This is a genomic window from Streptomyces sp. NPDC047982 (genome assembly GCF_043204165.1).
In the GTDB taxonomy this organism is placed as follows: Bacteria; Actinomycetota; Actinomycetes; order Streptomycetales; family Streptomycetaceae; genus Streptomyces.
Genome location: NZ_JBIDBS010000013.1, coordinates 209506 through 227697, shown reverse-complemented (window position 1 = coordinate 227697; position 18192 = coordinate 209506). Strand labels below are relative to the sequence as shown.

General features: G+C 71.3%; 13 protein-coding genes and 1 pseudogene. 8 read left to right on the top strand and 6 right to left on the bottom strand.

Annotation, left to right across the window (positions count from 1 at the left end):
* The first annotated feature begins 157 nt into the window (after positions 1-157).
* A complete protein-coding gene (locus tag ACGF2V_RS18330; RefSeq protein ID WP_362711042.1) occupies positions 158-796 on the top strand; it encodes a helicase associated domain-containing protein in 639 nt (212 codons plus the stop codon).
* A gap of 18 nt (positions 797-814) precedes the next feature.
* On the opposite strand, the gene ACGF2V_RS18325 is transcribed toward ACGF2V_RS18330, so the two are convergent.
* Together ACGF2V_RS18325 and ACGF2V_RS18320 are read right to left on the bottom strand one after the other, a co-directional pair.
* Entirely contained in the window at positions 815-1504 is a 690-nt protein-coding gene (locus tag ACGF2V_RS18325; RefSeq protein WP_362628656.1) for a response regulator transcription factor, read from the bottom strand.
* Complete coding sequence (locus ACGF2V_RS18320) at positions 1501-2655, bottom strand: histidine kinase (protein ID WP_362711044.1); 1155 nt, start codon at positions 2653-2655, stop codon at positions 1501-1503. Before ACGF2V_RS18320 ends, ACGF2V_RS18325 begins: the two co-directional genes overlap by 4 nt.
* Before the next feature lie 222 nt (positions 2656-2877).
* Here ACGF2V_RS18320 and ACGF2V_RS18315 point away from each other — a divergent pair, with 222 nt between their 5' ends.
* Together ACGF2V_RS18315 and ACGF2V_RS18310 are read left to right on the top strand one after the other, a co-directional pair.
* Positions 2878-3474, top strand: coding sequence for a dihydrofolate reductase (locus ACGF2V_RS18315; protein WP_362711046.1), 597 nt, complete (start codon positions 2878-2880; stop codon positions 3472-3474).
* Between the two features lie 37 nt (positions 3475-3511).
* Positions 3512-4495: a hypothetical protein gene (locus tag ACGF2V_RS18310; protein WP_362711048.1), complete on the top strand. Its 984-nt coding sequence runs from the start codon at positions 3512-3514 to the stop codon at positions 4493-4495.
* 620 nt (positions 4496-5115) lie between these two features.
* Here ACGF2V_RS18310 and ACGF2V_RS18305 read toward each other — a convergent pair.
* Positions 5116-5539, bottom strand: a pseudogene (locus tag ACGF2V_RS18305) (DUF6009 family protein).
* 23 nt (positions 5540-5562) lie between these two features.
* On the opposite strand from ACGF2V_RS18305, the gene ACGF2V_RS18300 reads away from it, so the two are divergent.
* Both ACGF2V_RS18300 and ACGF2V_RS18295 read left to right on the top strand, forming a co-directional pair.
* Complete coding sequence (locus ACGF2V_RS18300) at positions 5563-6366, top strand: TIGR03084 family metal-binding protein (protein WP_362630834.1); 804 nt, start codon at positions 5563-5565, stop codon at positions 6364-6366.
* A gap of 52 nt (positions 6367-6418) precedes the next feature.
* The gene (locus tag ACGF2V_RS18295) at positions 6419-7573 is read left to right on the top strand and encodes an epoxide hydrolase family protein (RefSeq protein WP_362711215.1); all 1155 of its coding nucleotides are present in this window, start codon (positions 6419-6421) and stop codon (positions 7571-7573) included.
* 51 nt (positions 7574-7624) lie between these two features.
* Here the strand turns inward: ACGF2V_RS18295 and ACGF2V_RS18290 are convergent, their stop codons facing one another.
* The gene (locus ACGF2V_RS18290) at positions 7625-8341 is read right to left on the bottom strand and encodes a class I SAM-dependent methyltransferase (RefSeq protein ID WP_362707089.1); all 717 of its coding nucleotides are present in this window, start codon (positions 8339-8341) and stop codon (positions 7625-7627) included.
* A 22-nt stretch (positions 8342-8363) separates the two neighbouring features.
* Complete coding sequence (locus ACGF2V_RS18285) at positions 8364-9749, bottom strand: FAD-binding monooxygenase (RefSeq protein ID WP_362625708.1); 1386 nt, start codon at positions 9747-9749, stop codon at positions 8364-8366.
* A gap of 189 nt (positions 9750-9938) precedes the next feature.
* On the opposite strand from ACGF2V_RS18285, the gene ACGF2V_RS18280 reads away from it, so the two are divergent.
* The 3 genes from ACGF2V_RS18280 to ACGF2V_RS18270 are packed head-to-tail and all read left to right on the top strand — an operon-like array spanning position 9939 to position 14797.
* A complete protein-coding gene (locus tag ACGF2V_RS18280; RefSeq protein ID WP_362707086.1) occupies positions 9939-12254 on the top strand; it encodes a peptidase S8 in 2316 nt (771 codons plus the stop codon).
* A 36-nt stretch (positions 12255-12290) separates the two neighbouring features.
* Entirely contained in the window at positions 12291-13628 is a 1338-nt protein-coding gene (locus ACGF2V_RS18275) for a nucleotide disphospho-sugar-binding domain-containing protein (RefSeq protein WP_362707084.1), read from the top strand.
* Positions 13625-14797, top strand: a complete 1173-nt coding sequence (locus ACGF2V_RS18270) for a DegT/DnrJ/EryC1/StrS family aminotransferase (RefSeq protein ID WP_362625702.1) — start codon at positions 13625-13627, stop codon at positions 14795-14797. Before ACGF2V_RS18275 ends, ACGF2V_RS18270 begins: the two co-directional genes overlap by 4 nt.
* Here ACGF2V_RS18270 and ACGF2V_RS18265 read toward each other — a convergent pair.
* Entirely contained in the window at positions 14788-18123 is a 3336-nt protein-coding gene (locus ACGF2V_RS18265) for a BTAD domain-containing putative transcriptional regulator (protein WP_362707081.1), read from the bottom strand. The two genes, ACGF2V_RS18270 and ACGF2V_RS18265, sit on opposite strands and share 10 nt — an antisense overlap.
* Positions 18124-18192: the final 69 nt, after the last annotated feature.

Genomic DNA, 18192 nt, shown 5'->3' with positions numbered 1-18192 from the left:
GCGCAGCGTGTGGTGGAGCTGGAGCAGCTCGGGATGGTGTGGTCCGAGCAGGAAGCGGCCTGGGCCGACGGTGTCGCTGTCGCCCGCGCGTACGCTGCCGCGCACGGCCACTTCCTCCCCCCCGACCAGTGCGGTGTGGGACGGGCACCCCATCGGTGTGTGGGCGAAGAACGCCCGGGCTGCGGCGCGGCGGGCGCGGGCGAACGAGGAACTGCGCGCGGCCGGCCGTCCCGTGGCGTCGGCGGCCGGGGCAATGGCCCAGGCGCGGCAGAACGAACTCGACGCGATCGACCCCGGGTGGTGCCCGGCCTGGGACACCACATGGCAGCGCTGCTACCGCCTCGCCCACAACCACGTGCAAGCCGGTGCCACCGTCCCGACAGCTGCCGGGACGGTCGTCGTCCAGGGCGAAGACCTCGGCCGGTGGGTCACCTCGCAGCAGCACGGGTGGGAGCAGCTCGTGGCCGCGCAGCAGTGGCTGCTGGAGAACACCCTCGGACTCACGCCCGTCGAGAAGGAGAAGACAGGGCGGCCGGTGCCGCGGGCACAGGACGCGAAGTGGGCCACCAACCTCGCCGCCGCCCGCCAGTACCACACCCGGGAAGGACACCTGCGCGTGCCCCGCAAGCACATCAAGTGCCTGGAGGCCGAGGCGGGCCCGTCGGGCCGTCAGGACGGCACTGACAGGGGTGTGGAGGTCAAGCTCGGCACCTGGCTCGACAACGTACGGCGACGGGCCGCAAAGCTTCCCGAGCAGCGGCGTGCGGAACTCGATGCCCTCGGGATCCGCTGGTAGCTGGGTGAGGCTGGTCGGTCAGCTCTGCGGGCCGGCGTGTCCGGATGAGGAACGCGGCCACCGTGCCGTTCCGGTGCGGTGCGCCCAGACGGCGATCTGCACGCGGTCGCGGAGGCCGAGCTTGGTCAGCACTCGGCCCACGTGGGTCTTGATGGTGGCCTCGGATAGATGCACGATGCGTCCGATCTCAGCGTTGCTGAGCCCTTCCGCGACGAGGCAGACGATCTCGAGCTCGCGCTCGGTGAGCACATCCGCGGCACCGGCAGGAGTCTGCCCGGCCGGGGGCAGGCTCCCGAGCAGCTGCTCCACGATGCGGGCGGTGATCGCCGGCGAGAGGACGGCGTCCCCCCGCGCGGCCGCGCGGATCGCCGCAGTCAGTTCATCGATCGGCGCGTCCTTGACGAGGAACCCGCACGCCCCGGCGCGGAGCGCCGCATGGACGTGCTCGTCCTCGTCGAACGTGGTGAGGACCAGCACCCGCTGGGCGGGGTCTTCGGCGAGGATCCGGCGGGTCGCTTCGATCCCGTCCGTTCCTGGCATGCGAACGTCCATCAGGATCACGTCAGGTCCGGTTTCGGCGACGGACTCGGCGGCTTGCGCACCATTCGGCGCTTCGGCGACCACGGTCATGTCGGGCTGGGCGTTGACTGTGGCGACGATGCCGGCTCGGACGAGTTCCTGGTCATCGGCGACGAGCACCCGGATCATCGTGCTCCTTCTTCACCGGAAGGGTGTTGAGGGCACGGCACGGTGGCGCGGAGCAGGAAGCACTCGGACCGGTCGATGTCTAGCGTCCCACCCGCTGCAGCGAGGCGTTCGTGCATCCCGCGCAGCCCGAGACCCGCGCCGCCGGCAGGGTGAGGATGCGCCGGGACGGCGTTGCGCAGGGTGATTACGAGCCGGTGCTGCTCCCAGGTCTCGTCCCAGTTCAGTGGGCCCTCGCCGTGACGGTGCGCGTTGGTGAGCGCCTCCTGCGCGAAGCGGTGTAGCGCCAGTTCGGTCGAAGGGCCGAGCGTGCGCGGGGCTCCGGTGACGCGGCGGTGCACGGCCAGCCCTAGCTCCTGCATCCGCTCGATCAGCGCCGGAAGATCGGCGAGGCCCGGCATGGGGTCGAGGCGTGAAGGCCCGTCGCGCAGGGTCCGCAGCGTCCGTCGCAGATCACGCAGGGAATTACGGGCCGTCTCCTCGATCACGTCCAGCGCAGCAGGGGCCTTGTCAGGGGTGAACCGTGCGACACGCGTCTGCCCGATGACGACGGTGAGCGAGTGCGCGAGGACGTCATGCAGGTCGCGGGAGATCCGGGACCGCTCGGCCGCAGCGGCGCGTTCTTCATGGAAAGTGCGGTCGCGTTCCTCAAGTGCGAGCCGTTCGGCGGCGAGTGCCGCGGCGCGCAGTTCGGAGCGGCGCAGCAGCCCCATCGCGACCGCTGCCGAGCACACGGCGAGCAGGACGATCGCCAGCAGCCACGGGGCGGGCCCGAACGCGCTGCCGGTCACGCTGGGATCGGTCGCGTACCGGACTGCCGTAAGGACCGGCCCGACTGCGGCGACCGCCATCGCGATGCGCCGATCGCCGTGCGCGGCGACGCCGTGCAGCGCGACGGGGACGAGCAGCGTGGACGGGAACAGCACGAACAGCCCGGTCGCTGCCGCTTCCACGGCGGTGCAGGCCACGATCAGCAGCAGCGCCCTGGTCGGCGCGCGCCGCAGTGCGAGCAGACTCGCATGGGCGGCGGCGGCGCACATCGTTATGACGATGCCGTCCGGGGACGGGAGCGAGACGAGCGCCATGATGATCGTCGCCGGCAGCAGGCACACGGCGGCTGCGCCGACGAGCAGAACGAACCCCCAACGCTGCACGCCCCCTCCCCTCATTCAATGGTGCCGGTGTCGGAACGCCGTGCGCCTTTTAGCACCGTAGCCGCGTCAACGGACCGCATCAGGCATCTTGCCGCTATGTCTTCAGTCTGGAGCTGCGTCTCTATGCGAGGGGTCATCCTCAGGTATCGATCTGCACGACCTGGGTCGCGAGCTCCGGGATGGAGCTGGACGGCGTGCCTGCCGCAGCCTTTGGATGAAGACATGCGGAGACTGACCTACCTCGTCGCCACCACGCTCGACGGCTTAATCGCCGGCCCGGGAGGAGGGGATCCCACAGGGCCCGCTGGCTTCTTCGACGTGCCGCGGGACTACATCGACTTCCTCGTCGAGAAATACCCGGAGACGCTGCCGACGCCGGTACGTGCCGCGCTCGGCGTCACCGGCCCGGGTCTCGTCTTCGACACTGTCGTGATGGGACGCCGCACGTTCGGTATCGGCGCGGACGCGGGCCTTCCCGACGCGTACGCGCATCTGCGCACGATCGTGTTCTCGCGCAGTCTCGGCCCGTGCGTGGAGCCGAACGTCGAGGTGATGGCGGCCGACCCGGTCACAGCGATCCGTGCGCTCAAGCAGGAAGACGGCGCGGGGATTTGGCTCGCCGGCGGGGCGCTGCTCGCCGAGACGCTTGCCGAAGAGATTGATGAGATCGTCGTGAAGGTCAATCCCGTCGTCGCCCGTGCAGGCACTGCGCTGTTCGCTGGCCCGTTCGCTCCGATGAGGCTGGAGCGGACCGACGTTGCCTTGATTCCCAGCGGCACCGTCGTCCTGTCCTATCGCAAGGTGTCTGACGGTGTCTGAGGTCCCGGAGGGCGAGCGGCGGCGCAGCCCGGGACGGATGCTGATCGGGTACCTGGCCATCGCGGCGATCCTGCCGTACTTCGTGCTCAAGGTCCTGTGGATCTCAGGCTCCACGGTCGGCTTCAACAGTTCCGCCCCGGTCGACCCGGCGTTCCTGCGCGGCGGGAACATCGTCACTGCGGGGCTGGAGATCATCGGAGCGGCGATCATCCTTGCGTTTACGCACTCATGGGGGCAGCGCATCCCTGCATGGCTGGTGCTCGCGCCGGTCTGGGTCGCGACCGGCCTGCTGGCCCCGTTCGTCGTGATCGGTCCGCTCGTCGCCGGGACCGTCGTCTTTGGGGCTTCGAGGGTGGGCGACGGATCGCTGGCGGACTGGGTCGGCCCATTGGTCTACCTCAGCTTCGGCGCTCAAGCCATCGGCATCGCCCTTTCGTTCGTGCTCTACGCCCGCGAGCGATGGGCCACGGCACTGACTGGCCGAGTCGCGGATCGTGCGCCCGGTTCGTACCGGGCCGTCCTGGTGTTCTTCACGTGGCTGGGCGTGGTGTTGCTCAGCGTGATCGCGATCGCACGCATGTCGTGGGCGCTGGGCAGCTCTGTCGGCCTCTCGCGGCATGCGCTCGAGAACCGTGGGATCGCGGATCGGGTCGCCGACGCGGGGACAGCCGTTTTCGCCGTCGCTGCTGCCGCGGGGCTCACTGCGCTCGTTTTCCGTTGCCCGCGACGTACGCCTCGCTGGATCGCTCTCCTGCTGGCCTGGGTCGGCAGTGGCGCGATGTTCGGGGGCAGCGCGTACGAGCTCGTTCTGCTGCTCGCGGGTCTCGCTGGAGCGGGAACGGCGACAGCGCGGACCGGGCTCGTGCCCTTGGTCGACCTCGTTCAGGTGATCGCGGGAACCGTACTCGCCACCGCGGGAGCCTTCCTCCTCTACGAGATGGGCACGAACGGGTCCTCGGGCAGGCGTGAGGAGGACGACTCGAGCTCTCCTGATGACCTCACAGCGGTCGACGCTCAGTGAAGCGATGGTCAGGTGCTCACCTGTCAGCGTTCAGCACCGCGCTCAAACGTCAGGTCGGACTGTCACCCCATCGGTATCAGCTGCGCCTGCACACGCAACAGCCCGCGCTCACACGGTCTCAGCCCATCGGCGGATGTCCCCGGCACACACCCCCTCCCTGTACCTCAACCACACCTCACGGAACGACGGCTGATGTGGGTGGTGTCGATCGTGGCCGCGGTTGTGGTGCCCCCGTGGTGGTGTTGCCCTGGCGAGGTGGAGTTCGGCGAGCTGGACGGTGTAGTAGGCGCGGTTGCGTCAAAGGCGGCGTTCGAGGCGTTCGTCGCTACTACCGCGATCACTACCCGCTGACGGCGGCCGCTCGCGCCGACTGGTCAGGCCGGCGCTGTCCGCGGTCGCGATCCTGACCAACGACGGCCTGTACCTCCTGGCCGGCGAGGTCGGCGTCGTCCAGCAGGCCCTCCGCGTGTGCGGCGAGGGCGTGCCTGAGGGCCGAGGAACGCGGCAGACTGCCGATCGGCTCGGTGGAAATTCGCCTGATCGAGAGGATAAGCAAGGTCTCGGTCTCCGATCTGTGGACCGCCTGAAGTTTCATATGAGTAAGGAAAGTTGACGGCAGGTCACCCCCACGGACAGCGCTCGGGGGCCGGCGTCGTCATGGCGGAGGGGCTGCCCTGCTGGAAGCGGGGGGTCTTCTCGCCCACGCGGTGGGGCTCGATGGTCCGGGGGCGACGGCCTCGCCGGGCGCGCCCTGCCGGTAGACGCCGTCGGGGTCGCAGTCCCGGTCGTGGGGAGGGGGAAGAACACCCGGCGCCGGTACAGACCGGTGTCCGGGCCGGCTTCGGCGGCGCCGAGTCCGATGTGGCCGATCATGCGTCCGTCGCGGGCGCAGCGTGGCTTGCTCTTGCGCCGTGGGGTCCTGTCCAGGGCCTGGCGGACGTAGTCGAGCTGTTCGCGGTCTTCGCTCAGCACTCTGGGAGAAGACACCGAATCCCCGCCGGCACCAGGCTGGATCCGGTATCCGGGATACCGGTCACGAACCATTCGAGCAGAGACGAGAGCGAGCGATGTCCGATTTGGCGAACGTGCTCAAGGACCTGGCGGCGGCAGGCGACGAGACCGACCGCATGGTGGCCGACCTCGACGACACCCAGTGGGCGCTGGACACTCCGGCCCCCGGCTGGACCGTCACCGACCAGATAGCCCACCTCGTCTTCGTCTATCGGCTCGCCGGTACGGCGGCGTCCGACCCGGAGGCGTTCCGGGTCATGACCGAGAATGCCTCCGGCGATTTCGACGGTGCGGTCAACGCCGCACTGGCCGCCTACACCTCCGACACCCCGCAGGCGCTGCTCGCGCGCTGGCGCGCCGAGCGCGCGGCCACCATCGAGGCGCTCGCCGCCGTCCCGCCGGGGCAGACGGTGCCCTGGCTGGTCAACCCGCTGCCGCCGGCGGTACTCGCCTGCGCGGGGCTCATGGAGACCTTCGCCCACGGTCAGGACATCGCCGACGCCATCGGCGCCCGCCGCGAACCGGCCCAGTGGCTGCGCCACGTGGCCGGATTCGCCGTGCTGACCCAGGCTTTCGGCTACCAGGCGCGCGGCCTCACTCCACCCTCCGAGCCCTTTCGGTTCGAACTCACCTCACCGACAGGGGAGTTGTGGGAGTACGGTCCTGCGGAGGCGACCCAGCGGATCACCGGCCCGGCCCATGACTTCTGTCTGCTCGTCACCCGGCGTCGCCACCGCGACGACCTCGCCCTCACCGCCACCGAGGGCGCGGCCGACCACTGGCTCGACATCGCCCAGGCCTACCGGGGCCCGGCCGGTGAGGGCCGCAGGCCCGGCCAGTTCTCCGGCACACCCCGGTGAGGGACGGGCGCCCGTGACCGCCCGGAACCATATCCACACCAGAGAGGGCCACGTGAAACCCTTCCACATCGAGATCCCCGAGGAAGACCTCGACGACCTGCGGCGGCGGCTGGAACTGACCCGCTGGCCCGGGGCCTCCCCGGACGCCGGGTGGGCGCGCGGGGTGCCGCTCGACTACCTCAAGGGGCTCGCCGAGTACTGGCGTACGGAGTACGACTGGCGGGCGGCCGAGGCCCGAATCAACCAGTACCGCCAGTTCCTCACGGAGATCGACGGCGCCCAGATCCACGTCCTGCACATCCGGTCCCCCGAGCCCGAGGCGCGGCCTCTGATCCTCACCCACGGCTGGCCCGGGTCGATCGTCGAGTTCCTCGACGTCGTCGAACCCCTCACCGACCCGGCACGGCACGGAGGGGACCCGGCCGACGCCTTCCACCTGGTCATCCCCTCGCTGCCGGGGCACGGGTTCTCGGGCCCCGTGACGGGACCGGGCTGGGACTACCCCAGGATCGCCAGGGCCTGGGACGAGCTGATGCGCAGGTTCGGTTACGACACCTACCTGTCCCAGGGAGGCGACCACGGGGCGTTCATCTCCCTCGAACTCGCCCGGCTGGCACCGGAGCGCGTGGCCGGAATACACGTCAACATGCTCTTCACCGTCCCGTCGGGCGACCCCGGGGAGCTCGCGGAGCTCTCCCCGTCCGACTTCGAACGGCTCGACAAGATGGCCCGTTTCGACCAGGAACTCTCCGGCTACATGAAGCTGCAGGCCACCCGTCCCCAGACGGTGTCCTACGGCCTCACCGACTCGCCGGTCGGCCAGCTCGCCTGGATCGTCGAGAAGTTCATGGAGTGGACCGACTCGGACAAGGCCCCCGAGGACGCGGTGGACCGCGACACGCTGCTCACCAACGTCATGTTCTTCTGGCTGACGGCCACCGCAGGGTCCTCCGCGCATCTGTTCTACGAGGCGCGTGCGTACATGCAGGGCGTCTTCACGCCGGGGGTCCTGCCGGAGCCGGTGCCCGTGCCCATGGGCGTCCTGGTCCTCCAGCCCGACTTCGCGCCGGTACGGAGCATCGCCGAGCGCCAGTATCCCGCCATCACCCACTGGACCGAGGTCGAGCGTGGCGGTCACTTCGCCTCGCTCGAGCAGCCGACGGCCTTCGTGGCCGACGTACGGAAGTTCGCGCGCGGACTGCGCTGAGGACGCCGCCTGCCCGGTCCGGAGCTGCTCCGGGCCGGGCAGGCGGCGTCCTCAGCGCAGTCCGCGCTCCGCCACGAACAGCCCCCGCCCCGACTGCACGTCCGGAAGGTACTCCGCCGTGCAGCCCGCCCCGGCGAGCGCGTCCAGATACTGCCCCTGGGTCCACAGGCCGAAGACATGGCTCTCGGTGAAGTGTTCGATGCCGTGCGGGTCGGCGACCACGTAGTGGCTGTCCACCCGGGCCGACCCCGGGAACCGCCGGGTGTGCGAGACCCGCGACACGGTGCGCCCGTCGCCCCGGACCACATCGGCGGCGATGTGCCCGTCGAGGAACGTCTCGGGGAAATACCAGGGCTCCACGATCAACACGCCTCCCGGCGCGAGATGCCGGACCATCTGCCGGAGCGCTGTCGCCAGGTCCCGCGGAGAGGGAAGGTAGGCGACCGCGGTGGAGAGCGAGATCACGACGTCGAAGGTGCGCCCCAGGCTGAAGTCGCGCATGTCCGCGACATGGAGAGCCGTCCCGGGGAGCTTGTCCCGGGCGACCTCGACCATCGGCTCCGACAGGTCGATCCCCTCCACATGGCCGAACCTCCGGCAGAGCGTCAGCAGGTGCTCGCCGGTGCCGCACCCCACATCGAGCAGCGAGGCCGCCGAGGGGTGGCGGGCCCGGACGATCTCGGTCACCAGCTCCGACTCGACCCGGAAGTCCTGGCCCCGGGCCTTGTACACCAGGTCGTAGATCAGGGCGAGTTGCTGGGCGAACAAGGTGATCCCTCTCCTGAGCGGTTCAACTGGGGTGCCCCGGCGCCACCGGATCGGCGGCCGCCGGCCGCGCCGGCGCCTTCGGCGGACGCCGCGTGGCATGGCGCAGGACCCGCAGGACGGTGGCCGGGCGCATCAGGGACTGCGGCGGATCGATGAGTCCGGCCACCCGCATCATGCCGTCGGCCAGCCGTTCGTCCTTGGTCGCCGCGTACTGCACCCGCGCCATGTACGCGTTGCCCATGTTCACCTTCAGCGTGCGGCGTCCCTCGACCCCGGGGAAGGCGAGATCACCGCCCGCCGAGACGTCCCAGGGGATGTCGATGGCGCGGGACACGTCCCGGTGGAACAGCCGGGGCGCCACGGGCCCGTCGAGCCGGAGCCGGTCGCGGAGCGCCATCGTCTCGATCGCGGCGACGCTCATGCCTTGGCCATAGACCGGATTGAAGCTGCACGAGGCATCGCCCATGACGAGCAGGCCGTCGGGGAAGCGGGACAGCCGCTCGTAACGCCGCCGCACGCTCGCCGGGAACCGGAAGGACACCGGATCGTCGAGCGGCTCGGCACCACGGACCGCGTCGTACACGTCCGGCACGGGCAGGGACCGTACGAACTCCAGAAACGCGTCGGGCTCGGTGGGCGGCTGGTCGCCGAGGATGCCGGTCAGCGACAGGATGCACCGGTCCGGGCCGACCTGGCCGAAGAACGCGCCGCGCGGGTGGTCGGGCGAGGCCACGGGGTTGATCGACTGGACCGCGTCGAACATCCCGGGCTCGGTCCTGTAGTGCCGGGTGGTGTACGCCAGGTCCACCTTGACCCGCTCCTCATCGGGCCGCCGGTACCCGAACTCCTCCAACCAGACCGGAGTGCGCGAGCCTCGGCCCGTGGCATCGACCACCAGGTCCGCCTCCAGTTCCTCCTCGACGCCGCTCGCGGTCCGCAGGATGCGCACCCCGGTCACCCGGTCACGGGCCGGGGTCGCGTTCAGCCCGAGGATCTGGTGTTCCTCCCGGAACACCACGTTGGACAGGGCCCCGACCCGCTCCCGTACACATCCCTCCAGATAGGGCCGGGGCGGCGTCAGCGACTTCAGCCCGGTCCTGGCCGGCCGCAGGCGGCGCGCGTTGAAGAACCATCGCATCTCCCCGAGGTCGCCGACCGGCACCCCGGCGGCGGCCAGGTCCTCGGTGAAACCGGGGAAGAGCTCCTCCAGGATCAGCTGGCCGCGGGCGTGCAGGCCATGGGCGTGACGGGCGTGCGGGGTGCCACGGCGGGGCTCGTGGACGCCGACCACCTTGTCACGGTCGATCACCACCACGTCCGAGTAGAACTCGGCGAGCACCCGGGCGGCGAGGATCCCGGCCATGCTCCCGCCGAGCACCACAGCACGCTTCCTGGCGCGGCTGGTCATCGAGGGGCACCTCCTTCTGTTTCGCGTCTCGTGCTCAGACCCTCGCGTCCCTCGTTCACGGCTTGCATCTCCTGGATTGCGCACCGCATTCCAGGAGATGCCGAGCAGGGCGCGCGCGCACCACCATGGCGATGGATCTCGGACACCTCGAACACCCGTCACTTGGGAGGTACGTTGATACGGACCGGCTTGATCGGCCTGGTCACGGCAGCGCTGCTCGGCATCGGGGCGGCGCCCGCCGCCCCGGCGAACGGGGCGGACAAGAAGAGCGATCGCGTCACCGACGACCACGCGCGCACCGTCACCCTGATCACCGGTGACCGGGTGCGGGTGTCCGGGGCGGGGGAACCCAGGGCCGATGTCGAGCGGGCGGCAGGCCGCGAGGGAGTGCGGTTCAGCAGCTACCGGATCGACGGGCACCAGTACGTCGTACCGGAGGACGCCCGCCACCTGGTGCGGGAGGGCCGGGTCGACCGGCGGCTCTTCGACGTCACGGCGCTGGTGAAGGCCGAGCACGACGACCGGGCCACGGAACTGCCGTTGACCGTGGACGGCACCGAGCGCCGGGTGCCCACCGCGAAACTGGCGAGCTTCTGGAGGAGTTTGCGCGGCACCGACAGCACCGTCGGCGCGGCGGGCGGCGGCGACTTCGAGGCCGACAGCAGTGCGTCCGCCCGGATGGGAGTCACCCGCGCGCTCACGGTGAGACACCTCGGCAGGGACGGCGCTCCCGCAGCCGACGCCGAGACGATGGTGATCGGCCTGGACGTACCCGTACGCGAATTCCTCCACGACGAGGACGGCACCGCGGACCTCCGCCTGCCCCCCGGCCGCTACATGCTGGTCTCCGACATCGTCGACCGGAACGCCGACTGGCACCGGATCGTCCGCCCCCTGCTCGATCTGACCCGGGACACCCGGATCACGGCCGACGCCCGCACCACCGAACCGGTGACGACGACCGTCGCCCGCAAGGGAGCGAGGCCGGCCGCGGTCGACGTCGGGATCGAACGCCGGTTCGGCGACAGCGTCTTCAGCGTCTCGCTGGGATCCACGACTTTCGGGCGGCTCTACACCGCCCAGCAGGGGCCCTCGGTCGCCGACGGCGAGATGACGTCGGGCCTCTCCTCGACCTGGGGCGTCCCCGGGCCGGCCGGCGACTTCAAGAACACCCCGTACAGCTACCACCTGCTCAACACCAAGCACGGCGGGTTCTTCACTGGCTTCGCGCGCACGGTCCATGACACGGAGCTGGCCCGGGTGGACGCGGCGCACAACACCCAGACCGCCGAGCGGCGCGGGGTGAAGGGCTTCTTCGGCATGGCCCCGGGCTTCGCCGCGGTGTCCGGGACCATGCTCCCCTTCGATCTGCCCGCCAGGGTCACCCACTACCTGGACACCCGCGACACCCAGTGGTCCGGGGCGTTCGGCGAACAGATCACCGGAGCCGACGGGTTCCCCGTGTACGCGACGGCCATGGGATCCGACTACCGGGCGTACCGAGCCGGCGAACGCACCACGGAGCGATGGAACGCCGCCGTGTTCGCCCCCTTCCTCTTCCGTCCCGACCACGCGGGCCGCGACGGCGACAGGATGTGGGCGGGCGTCCCCCTCTTCACCGACCAGGACGACCACCGGGCGGGCTCGCTGACCGACAGCGCCTCGGTCAAGCTCTACCGCGACGGCAAGCTGGTCGGCGAGTCGGACGGCGGACAGCTCAACGCACAGGTGCCGCCGGGCAAGGCCGGTTTCCGCATCGAGAGCACCGCCGACCGGCGATCCCTGTTCCGGCTCTCGAACCAGGTGAAGTCGGTATGGACCTTCACGTCCGACACCACCGGCGAGGCGGCGCCGCTGCCGCTGTGGGTGGTCAGGTACTTCCCCCGGGTCGACCTGTACAACAACCCCGTGGGGGGAAAGAACATCGCACTGCCGCTGTCGGCCGAGCCGCACCCCGGAGCGGGCACCGGCCAGGTGAGCACGTTGCGCATCAGCGTCTCCACCGACCAGGGCGACTCCTGGCGGCAGGTGCCCGTGGTGCGTGACAAGGCGGGAAAGTCGCGTGCGATGGTGCCCCGCCCGAGCGGGGCGAAGAGCATTTCGCTGCGCGCCCAGCTCACCGACTCCCGGGGCAACACCCTGGAGCAGACCACCATGAACGCCCTCAGGACGGACCGGACCGCGCCGCCCGCACCCCCCGCTCCGCCCACATCGCCCCGCGAGTGCATCAGCGCGCCGGAGACACCGCACAAGAGCTCCAGCGGATTCCGGATTCTCAGCTCGGCGCGCAACGCCTGCGGCACCCCGACCACCTTCTGGCTGATGCGCTACGACGCGGGCCGGTCGGAGTGGCACTCCGTCACCGAGAACGTCATCCCCGCGGGCGGCACCGCATCGGCCGACTGGCCCTGCAAGGGAAGCGGCACCCACACCTACCGGGCGGTCCAGTTCGACCCGAACATGATGTTCAACAAGCCGAGCCCGGTCGTCTCCATCACCTGCTGAGCCCATGAGCCACGAGCCGGCCCAGGGAGGCCCCTGATGCGCGTCCTGTTCACCGTCTGGCCCAACCCCTCGCACCTCTACCCCGTGGTACCCCTCGCCTGGGCGCTCAGAAGCGCGGGCCACGAGGTCTGTGTCGCGGCCCACCCGGAGATCTCCGAGACCATCGCGGCCACCGGCCTCACCGCCGTACCGCTCGGAAACCCGCACGACATGCCCGTTCCCGCAGGACCGGGAAGGGCCTACACGGACGAGCGCGCGAAAGTCGCACGCCTCACCGACGAGCTCGATCTCGACGCCACCGACCGCGAGCTCTGGGACACCTTCAGCCAGTTCATGTTGCCGGCCATGTGGGACTTCCACCCCTACGACGCCCCTCCGGGGGAGCCGCGCCCGGCCATGGACGCCCTCGTCGCGTTCACCCGGAGCTGGCGTCCCGACCTGGTGTTGTGGGACCCGTGCTTCCCCGGAGCCGCAGTCGCGGCCCGCGACTGCGGCTCGGCGCACGCCCGCCTCATCACGGCGCCGGACTGGTGGGGTTGGTCGGTCGACAGACTCGCGGCACGGACAGCCGCGGGCGCCGCCCCCGGCGACGATCCGCTGACCCGCACCCTCGGCCCGGTCGCCGAGCGCTACGGCCAGCGCCTCGACGACGAACTGATACGCGGCCAGTGGACCGTCAGCACCCTGTCCGAGGCGATGAGCATCCCGGTGAGCACACCGACGGTCCGCGTCCGGTGGGTCCCGTTCTCCGGCCAGACCGTCATGCCCCACTGGCTCCACCCGGCGCCGGAGCGGCCCCGGGTGGGCCTGTCCCTGGGACTGTCCTGGCGCAAGTACCTGGAGGGCGGCTGGGACCACGTCCCCGAACTGCTCGACGCGGTGTCGACGCTCGACATCGAGGTCGTCGCCACCCTGAACGCCAAACAGCTCGCCGGGGTCACCCGGCTCCCCGACAACGTCCGCACCGTCGACTACCTGCCGCTGGACCAGCTCGTGCCGACGTGCTCCGCCCTCATCCACCACGGTGGCCTCGCCACCTACTCGGCGGCGGCGTCCCTGAACGTGCCGCAGCTCATCACCGACACCCCCGAAGCGGACGTCCTGGCGGTCCAGGGGGACGAAGGCATGGGCGCGACGAAGCATGCCGCTTCCCCCGTCTCCGTACGCCAGGTGCTCGCCCGGGGCGCCGGACTGGTCCTCGACATCGGCAGCCCGTCCTCGACGGCGATGCGCGCACAGATCAGCCGTGTCCTGGAGGAGCCGTCCTTCCGGGAGGGAGCGGCGCGGCTGCGCGAGGAACACCTGGCGATGCCGAGCCCGCACGACACCGTTCCCGTACTGGAGAAGCTGACCGCCCAGAGGAGCAATAAATGATCAACGTGTCCCAGCCGAGCCTCGGCGAGGAGGAACTCGAAGCGGTCCGCGAGGTGTTCGACGGGAACTGGCTGGGATACGGGCCGCGGTGCGAGGAGTTCGAGAAGAGCTTCGCCCAGCACCTCGCACTGGACCCCCGGCACCTCGTGTTCCTCAACTCCGCGACTTCCGGGCTGTTCCTCGCGGCCGAGCTGCTCGGACTCGGGCCGGGCGACGAGGTGGTCATGCCGTCGGCCGCCTTCGTCGCCAATGCCAACGCGGTCGCCGCCACCGGCGCCCGTCCGGTCTTCTGCGACGTCGACCCCCGCACGCTCAACCCCACCGCCGCCGACATCGAGCGCGTGCTGACCCCCCGTACCAAAGCGGTGATGGTGCTGCACTACGGCGGCCTGCCCGGCGACATCGCCGCGATCGCGGAGCTGTGCCGCGCCCGGGGCATACCACTGGTCGAGGACGCCGCCTGCTCCATCGCCTCCAGCGTCGACGGCCGGATGTGCGGGACGTTCGGGGACTTCACGGTGTGGAGCTTGGACTCCCGGAAGATCATCACCACCGGGGACGGCGGCATGATCTACGTACGGGATCCCGACCTCGCCCGGAAGGCCCACCGGCTGGCCTACCACGGACTGGCCGACCGCAGCGCCTTCACCACCGCGGCCCAGGGCGCCGACCGGTGGTGGGGGCTGGACGTGGAGCACCTGGGGCGCCGCCTGATCGGCAATGACATGACGGCCGCCATCGGGCAGGTACAGTTGCGCCGCCTCGCGGGATTCGTCGCCCGGCGCTCGGCCCTCACCGAGGTGTACGACACCGGGCTCGCCGGACTCGACGGGGTGCGGCTGCCGCCCCGTCCGCCCGCGGGGCACCGCAGTACCCACTACTTCTACTGGGTCCAGTTCGCCGAGGACATCCGCGACCGGGTCGCCAAGACGCTGCTGGAGCGCGGCATCTACACGACCTTCCGCTACATGCCGCTGCACCACGTCCCGCTCTACCGCTACGGAGGGCAGCCCCCCGTCCTGCCGGGCACCGACGAGGCCTGGTCCACCACGCTGCTGCTGCCGCTGCACCAGGCGCTGCGGGAGGAAGAAGTGCACACCGTCGTCAGGGAGTTCACCGCCGCCGTACGGGAGTGCCGGGCCGCCGGGGATCCGCCCGCTCAGGGCTGAGAAGGCAGGTCCCCGGCCACCGACCTCAGCTCGTCGAGGTCGGCCCGGCGGCCGTCCGCGTACGCGTCCCGGTAGGCCCTGTCGCCGAGGCCGCCACGGACCTTCGCTGTGATGCGCTCGACGTCGCCCCGCTCCGCCGGCGCCGGCGGAGCGTTCGTCGCCTCCCCGGCCTCGGCCGCCGCACCCAGCAGCCGCGCGGCATCGCGGTGGCGGCCAAGCTGCGCGTGCACTCCGGCCAGTCCCACCAGCGCGATCACCACCCCCCGGGGGTCCCCCGCCAACTGCCGTGCGACGTCGAGGCCTTCCAGGTGCAGGGCCAGCGCGGCCCTGGTGTCGCCCCGCGCCTCCGCGATGAACCCCAGCTCGGGCAGGATCAGCGCCAGCGGCAGGGTGTTGCCCAGTCCCGACCGCTCCTGCGGCATCCAGTCGAGCACTCGCCGCAGATGTGTCTCGGCCATCTCCAGCTTTCCCGCCTTGCGGGCCGCGATCCCGAGCCCCATCTCCCCGAAGATCTCCCCCGGTTTGAAGCTGTGCTCCCTGGCGAGCCGGATCGCCCGCTCGTGAAGCTCCCTGGCCTGCTCGAACTCGCCGGTGAGCATCGCCACCCGGCCGAGCCAGGAGAGCCTGCTGGAAACCTCCGACCACAGGCCCAGCTCCTGCGCGGTGCGCAGCCCGGTCCAGTGCAGTTCGGTGGCCTCCTCGTAACGGCCGGCGATCTCGGCCAGGTTGCCCAGGGAGTCCGTCGCCTGGAGGTACCCCCAGCGGTCGCCGATGTCCCGGAAGAGCGCCGCACTGCGTTCGCCGTCCCGTCGGAGCGAGGCCAGATCCCCGCGCACCATCGCGTGCTTGGCGCGGGTCCCCAGCGCCGCCGCCGTGCCCCACCGGTCGCCGAGCCCGTCGAAGGCGGCCAGCGCCGCGCCGACGAGTTCCTCACTGACCGACAGATCGCCGAAGTCGCACTCGATGAAGCCGAGGAACCAGCGCGCCCGCGCCCGGTCGGCGGGCTCGTCGTCCCCCCGGTCCAGCGCCTGTGCCGCCCGCCGCCTGGGTCCGTCGTCCGCCGCGTCCCCGGACAGCACCGTGAAACCGGCCTGCCAGGCCAAGGCCACCGCGCGGACGGCGCCCGGCACGGGCTCCGTCTCCCCGCCGTCCGGGGCCGTCGCGTCCAGGGCCGCGCCGAGCTGTCGCATGCCCTCGCGGAGCCGCCCGCGCAGGAACCAGTACCAGGCCAGTGAACTCGCGAACCGCAGGGCCGCGTCCCTGGCGCCCGCCCGGTTCTCGGCCGCGTCCCGGATCACGCCGGTGAGCGCGCTGCGCAGGTTTCCGCGCTCCGTGTCGAGGAGGTCCAGCCACCCCTGCTGGTCCGCGGTGTACAGGTGCGGCCCGGCCCGTTCGGCGAGCTCCCGGTAGTAGCGCCGGTGACGCCGCACCGGCTCGGTGTCCCCGGCCTCCCGCAGTTTCTCGCGGCAGTACTCGGCGACGGACTCCAGCAGCCGGTAGCGGTGGCCGCCCACACGCTCCACGGCCACCACCAGGGAGCGGTCCACCAGCCGCGCCAGCAGGCCCAGCACGTCCCGGGCCGCCACGTCCTCGCCGCCGCACACGGCCTCGGCCGCCTCCAGCGTGCAGCCGTCCACCTGGACGGCCAGCCTGCGCAGCACGATGCGCTCGGGCTCGGTCAGCAACTCCCAGCTCCAGTCGATCATCGCGCGGAGCGTCTGCTGACGCGGAGCGGCCCCCCGGCACCCGGCGGCCAGCAGCCGGAACCGGTCGTCGAGCCGGGCGAGCAGGCCCCCTACGCCCAGAGCACGGATCCGGGTGGCGGCGAGCTCCAGGGCGAGCGGGATGCCGTCGAGTCTGCGGCAGACCGTGGAAACCGCTCGGGCGTTGTCCACGGTCAGCGAGAATCCGGGCACGATGTCGCGGGCGCGGGCCACGAAGAGCTGTACGGCGCTGGACCGCTCCAGCGCCTCCGGGCGTGCGTCGTCCGCGGGGTCGGGCAGCTCCAGCGGGGGCACGGGCCATCGGGCCTCGCCCGTGAGCTGTAGCGGCTCCCGGCTCGTCGCCAGGATCCGCAGGCCGGGCGCGGCCAGCAGCAGGGTCTCGGTCAGCGCCGCGGTGGCCTCGATCAGGTGCTCGCAGTTGTCGAGGACCAGCAGGACCTGCTTCGTCCGCAGATAGTCCGCGAGCTGCCCGGCCAGTGTCCTGCCTCCCTCGGCGGCCCCGGGGTCCGCAGCGGCGGCCTCGTGCACCCCCAGTACCGCCATCACCGCCTGGGCCACCGACTCGGTCGCCGGCTCCGCCTGCGCAGGGACGCCGGAGCGCGCCAGCGGGGCCAGTTCCACCAGCCACACCCCGTCGGGGAACGTGCCGACGGACCGGCTCGCGGTCTCCAGGGCGAGCCGGGTCTTGCCCACTCCGCCGGGCCCGATGAGGGAGACCAGACGGCCCGCCCCGAGAAGGGCGCGTACCTCGGCGACGGCCGTGTCCCGGCCGATCAGCGCGGTGATCGGGGAGGGCAGGTTGCTGCCCGCGGGCATCGCCGGGGCGCTGCCGGGGCCGGAACCGGGCACCGGGGTGAGCGCCGGGTCCTGCCGCAGGATCGCCCCGTGCAGACCGACCAGCTCGGCGCCCGGGTCGAGCCCCATCTCCTCGACGAGCAGCCGCTGCAGTTCCTCGTACGTCGCCAGCGCCTCGGCCTGCTGCCCCGATCGGTAGAGGGCGAGCATGTACGAGGCCCGCAGCCTCTCCCGGAGCGGATACCGGCCCACCAGTTCACCGAGCTCCCCGGTCAGGGCCTGGTGCTCGGCCAGCGCCAGCCGGGCCTCGGCCTGGTCCTCGCAGGCCGACAGGCGCTGTTCGCTCAGACGGGTGATCGCAGGCCGGAGGAAGGGCTGATCGTCGAAGTCGGCGAACGCCGCCCCCCGCCACAGCCCGAGCGCCTCGGTCAGCAGGGCCGCGCGTCCCCGCGGCTCCGGAGCCGTCCGGGCCCGTTCGACCAGCGTCTCGAACCGGCTGGCGTCCACCGCGTCGCCGGGGGCCTCCAGTGCGTATCCGGTCGCGAGCGACACCAGCAGGTTCTTGCCGCCGGGCTCGGCCTCTTCCAGCACCCGGCGCAACCGGGAGATCTTGATCTGCAGCGCGCCCACCGGGTTGGCCGGAGGGGCGTCGCCCCACAGGTCGTACACCAGCCGGTCGGTGGAGACGGGGCGCCCGCCGTGGGCCAGCAGATCGGCCAGCAGAGCACGGATCTTCTGCTCGGGAATCCTGACCGGACGATGGTCCTCGGTCAGTACCGAGAGCGGGCCCAACACACCAAAACGCATGCGCAACGGTATCGCGTGCCGTCCGACAGGGGAGCGAATGCCGTCCGACAGTGCTCCGAAAGCGCTGCC

What these genes read in the sequence shown, in the direction of transcription:
- ACGF2V_RS18325 (WP_362628656.1), bottom strand. Translation starts at nt 1,504, where the DNA reads ATGATCCGGGTGCTCGTCGCCGATGACCAGGAACTCGTCCGAGCCGGC.
- ACGF2V_RS18315 (WP_362711046.1), top strand. Translation starts at nt 2,878, where the DNA reads ATGCGGAGACTGACCTACCTCGTCGCCACCACGCTCGACGGCTTAATC.
- ACGF2V_RS18310 (WP_362711048.1), top strand. Translation starts at nt 3,512, where the DNA reads ATGCTGATCGGGTACCTGGCCATCGCGGCGATCCTGCCGTACTTCGTG.
- ACGF2V_RS18300 (WP_362630834.1), top strand. Translation starts at nt 5,563, where the DNA reads ATGTCCGATTTGGCGAACGTGCTCAAGGACCTGGCGGCGGCAGGCGAC.
- ACGF2V_RS18285 (WP_362625708.1), bottom strand. Translation starts at nt 9,749, where the DNA reads ATGACCAGCCGCGCCAGGAAGCGTGCTGTGGTGCTCGGCGGGAGCATG.
- ACGF2V_RS18275 (WP_362707084.1), top strand. Translation starts at nt 12,291, where the DNA reads ATGCGCGTCCTGTTCACCGTCTGGCCCAACCCCTCGCACCTCTACCCC.
- ACGF2V_RS18270 (WP_362625702.1), top strand. Translation starts at nt 13,625, where the DNA reads ATGATCAACGTGTCCCAGCCGAGCCTCGGCGAGGAGGAACTCGAAGCG.
- ACGF2V_RS18265 (WP_362707081.1), bottom strand. Translation starts at nt 18,123, where the DNA reads ATGCGTTTTGGTGTGTTGGGCCCGCTCTCGGTACTGACCGAGGACCAT.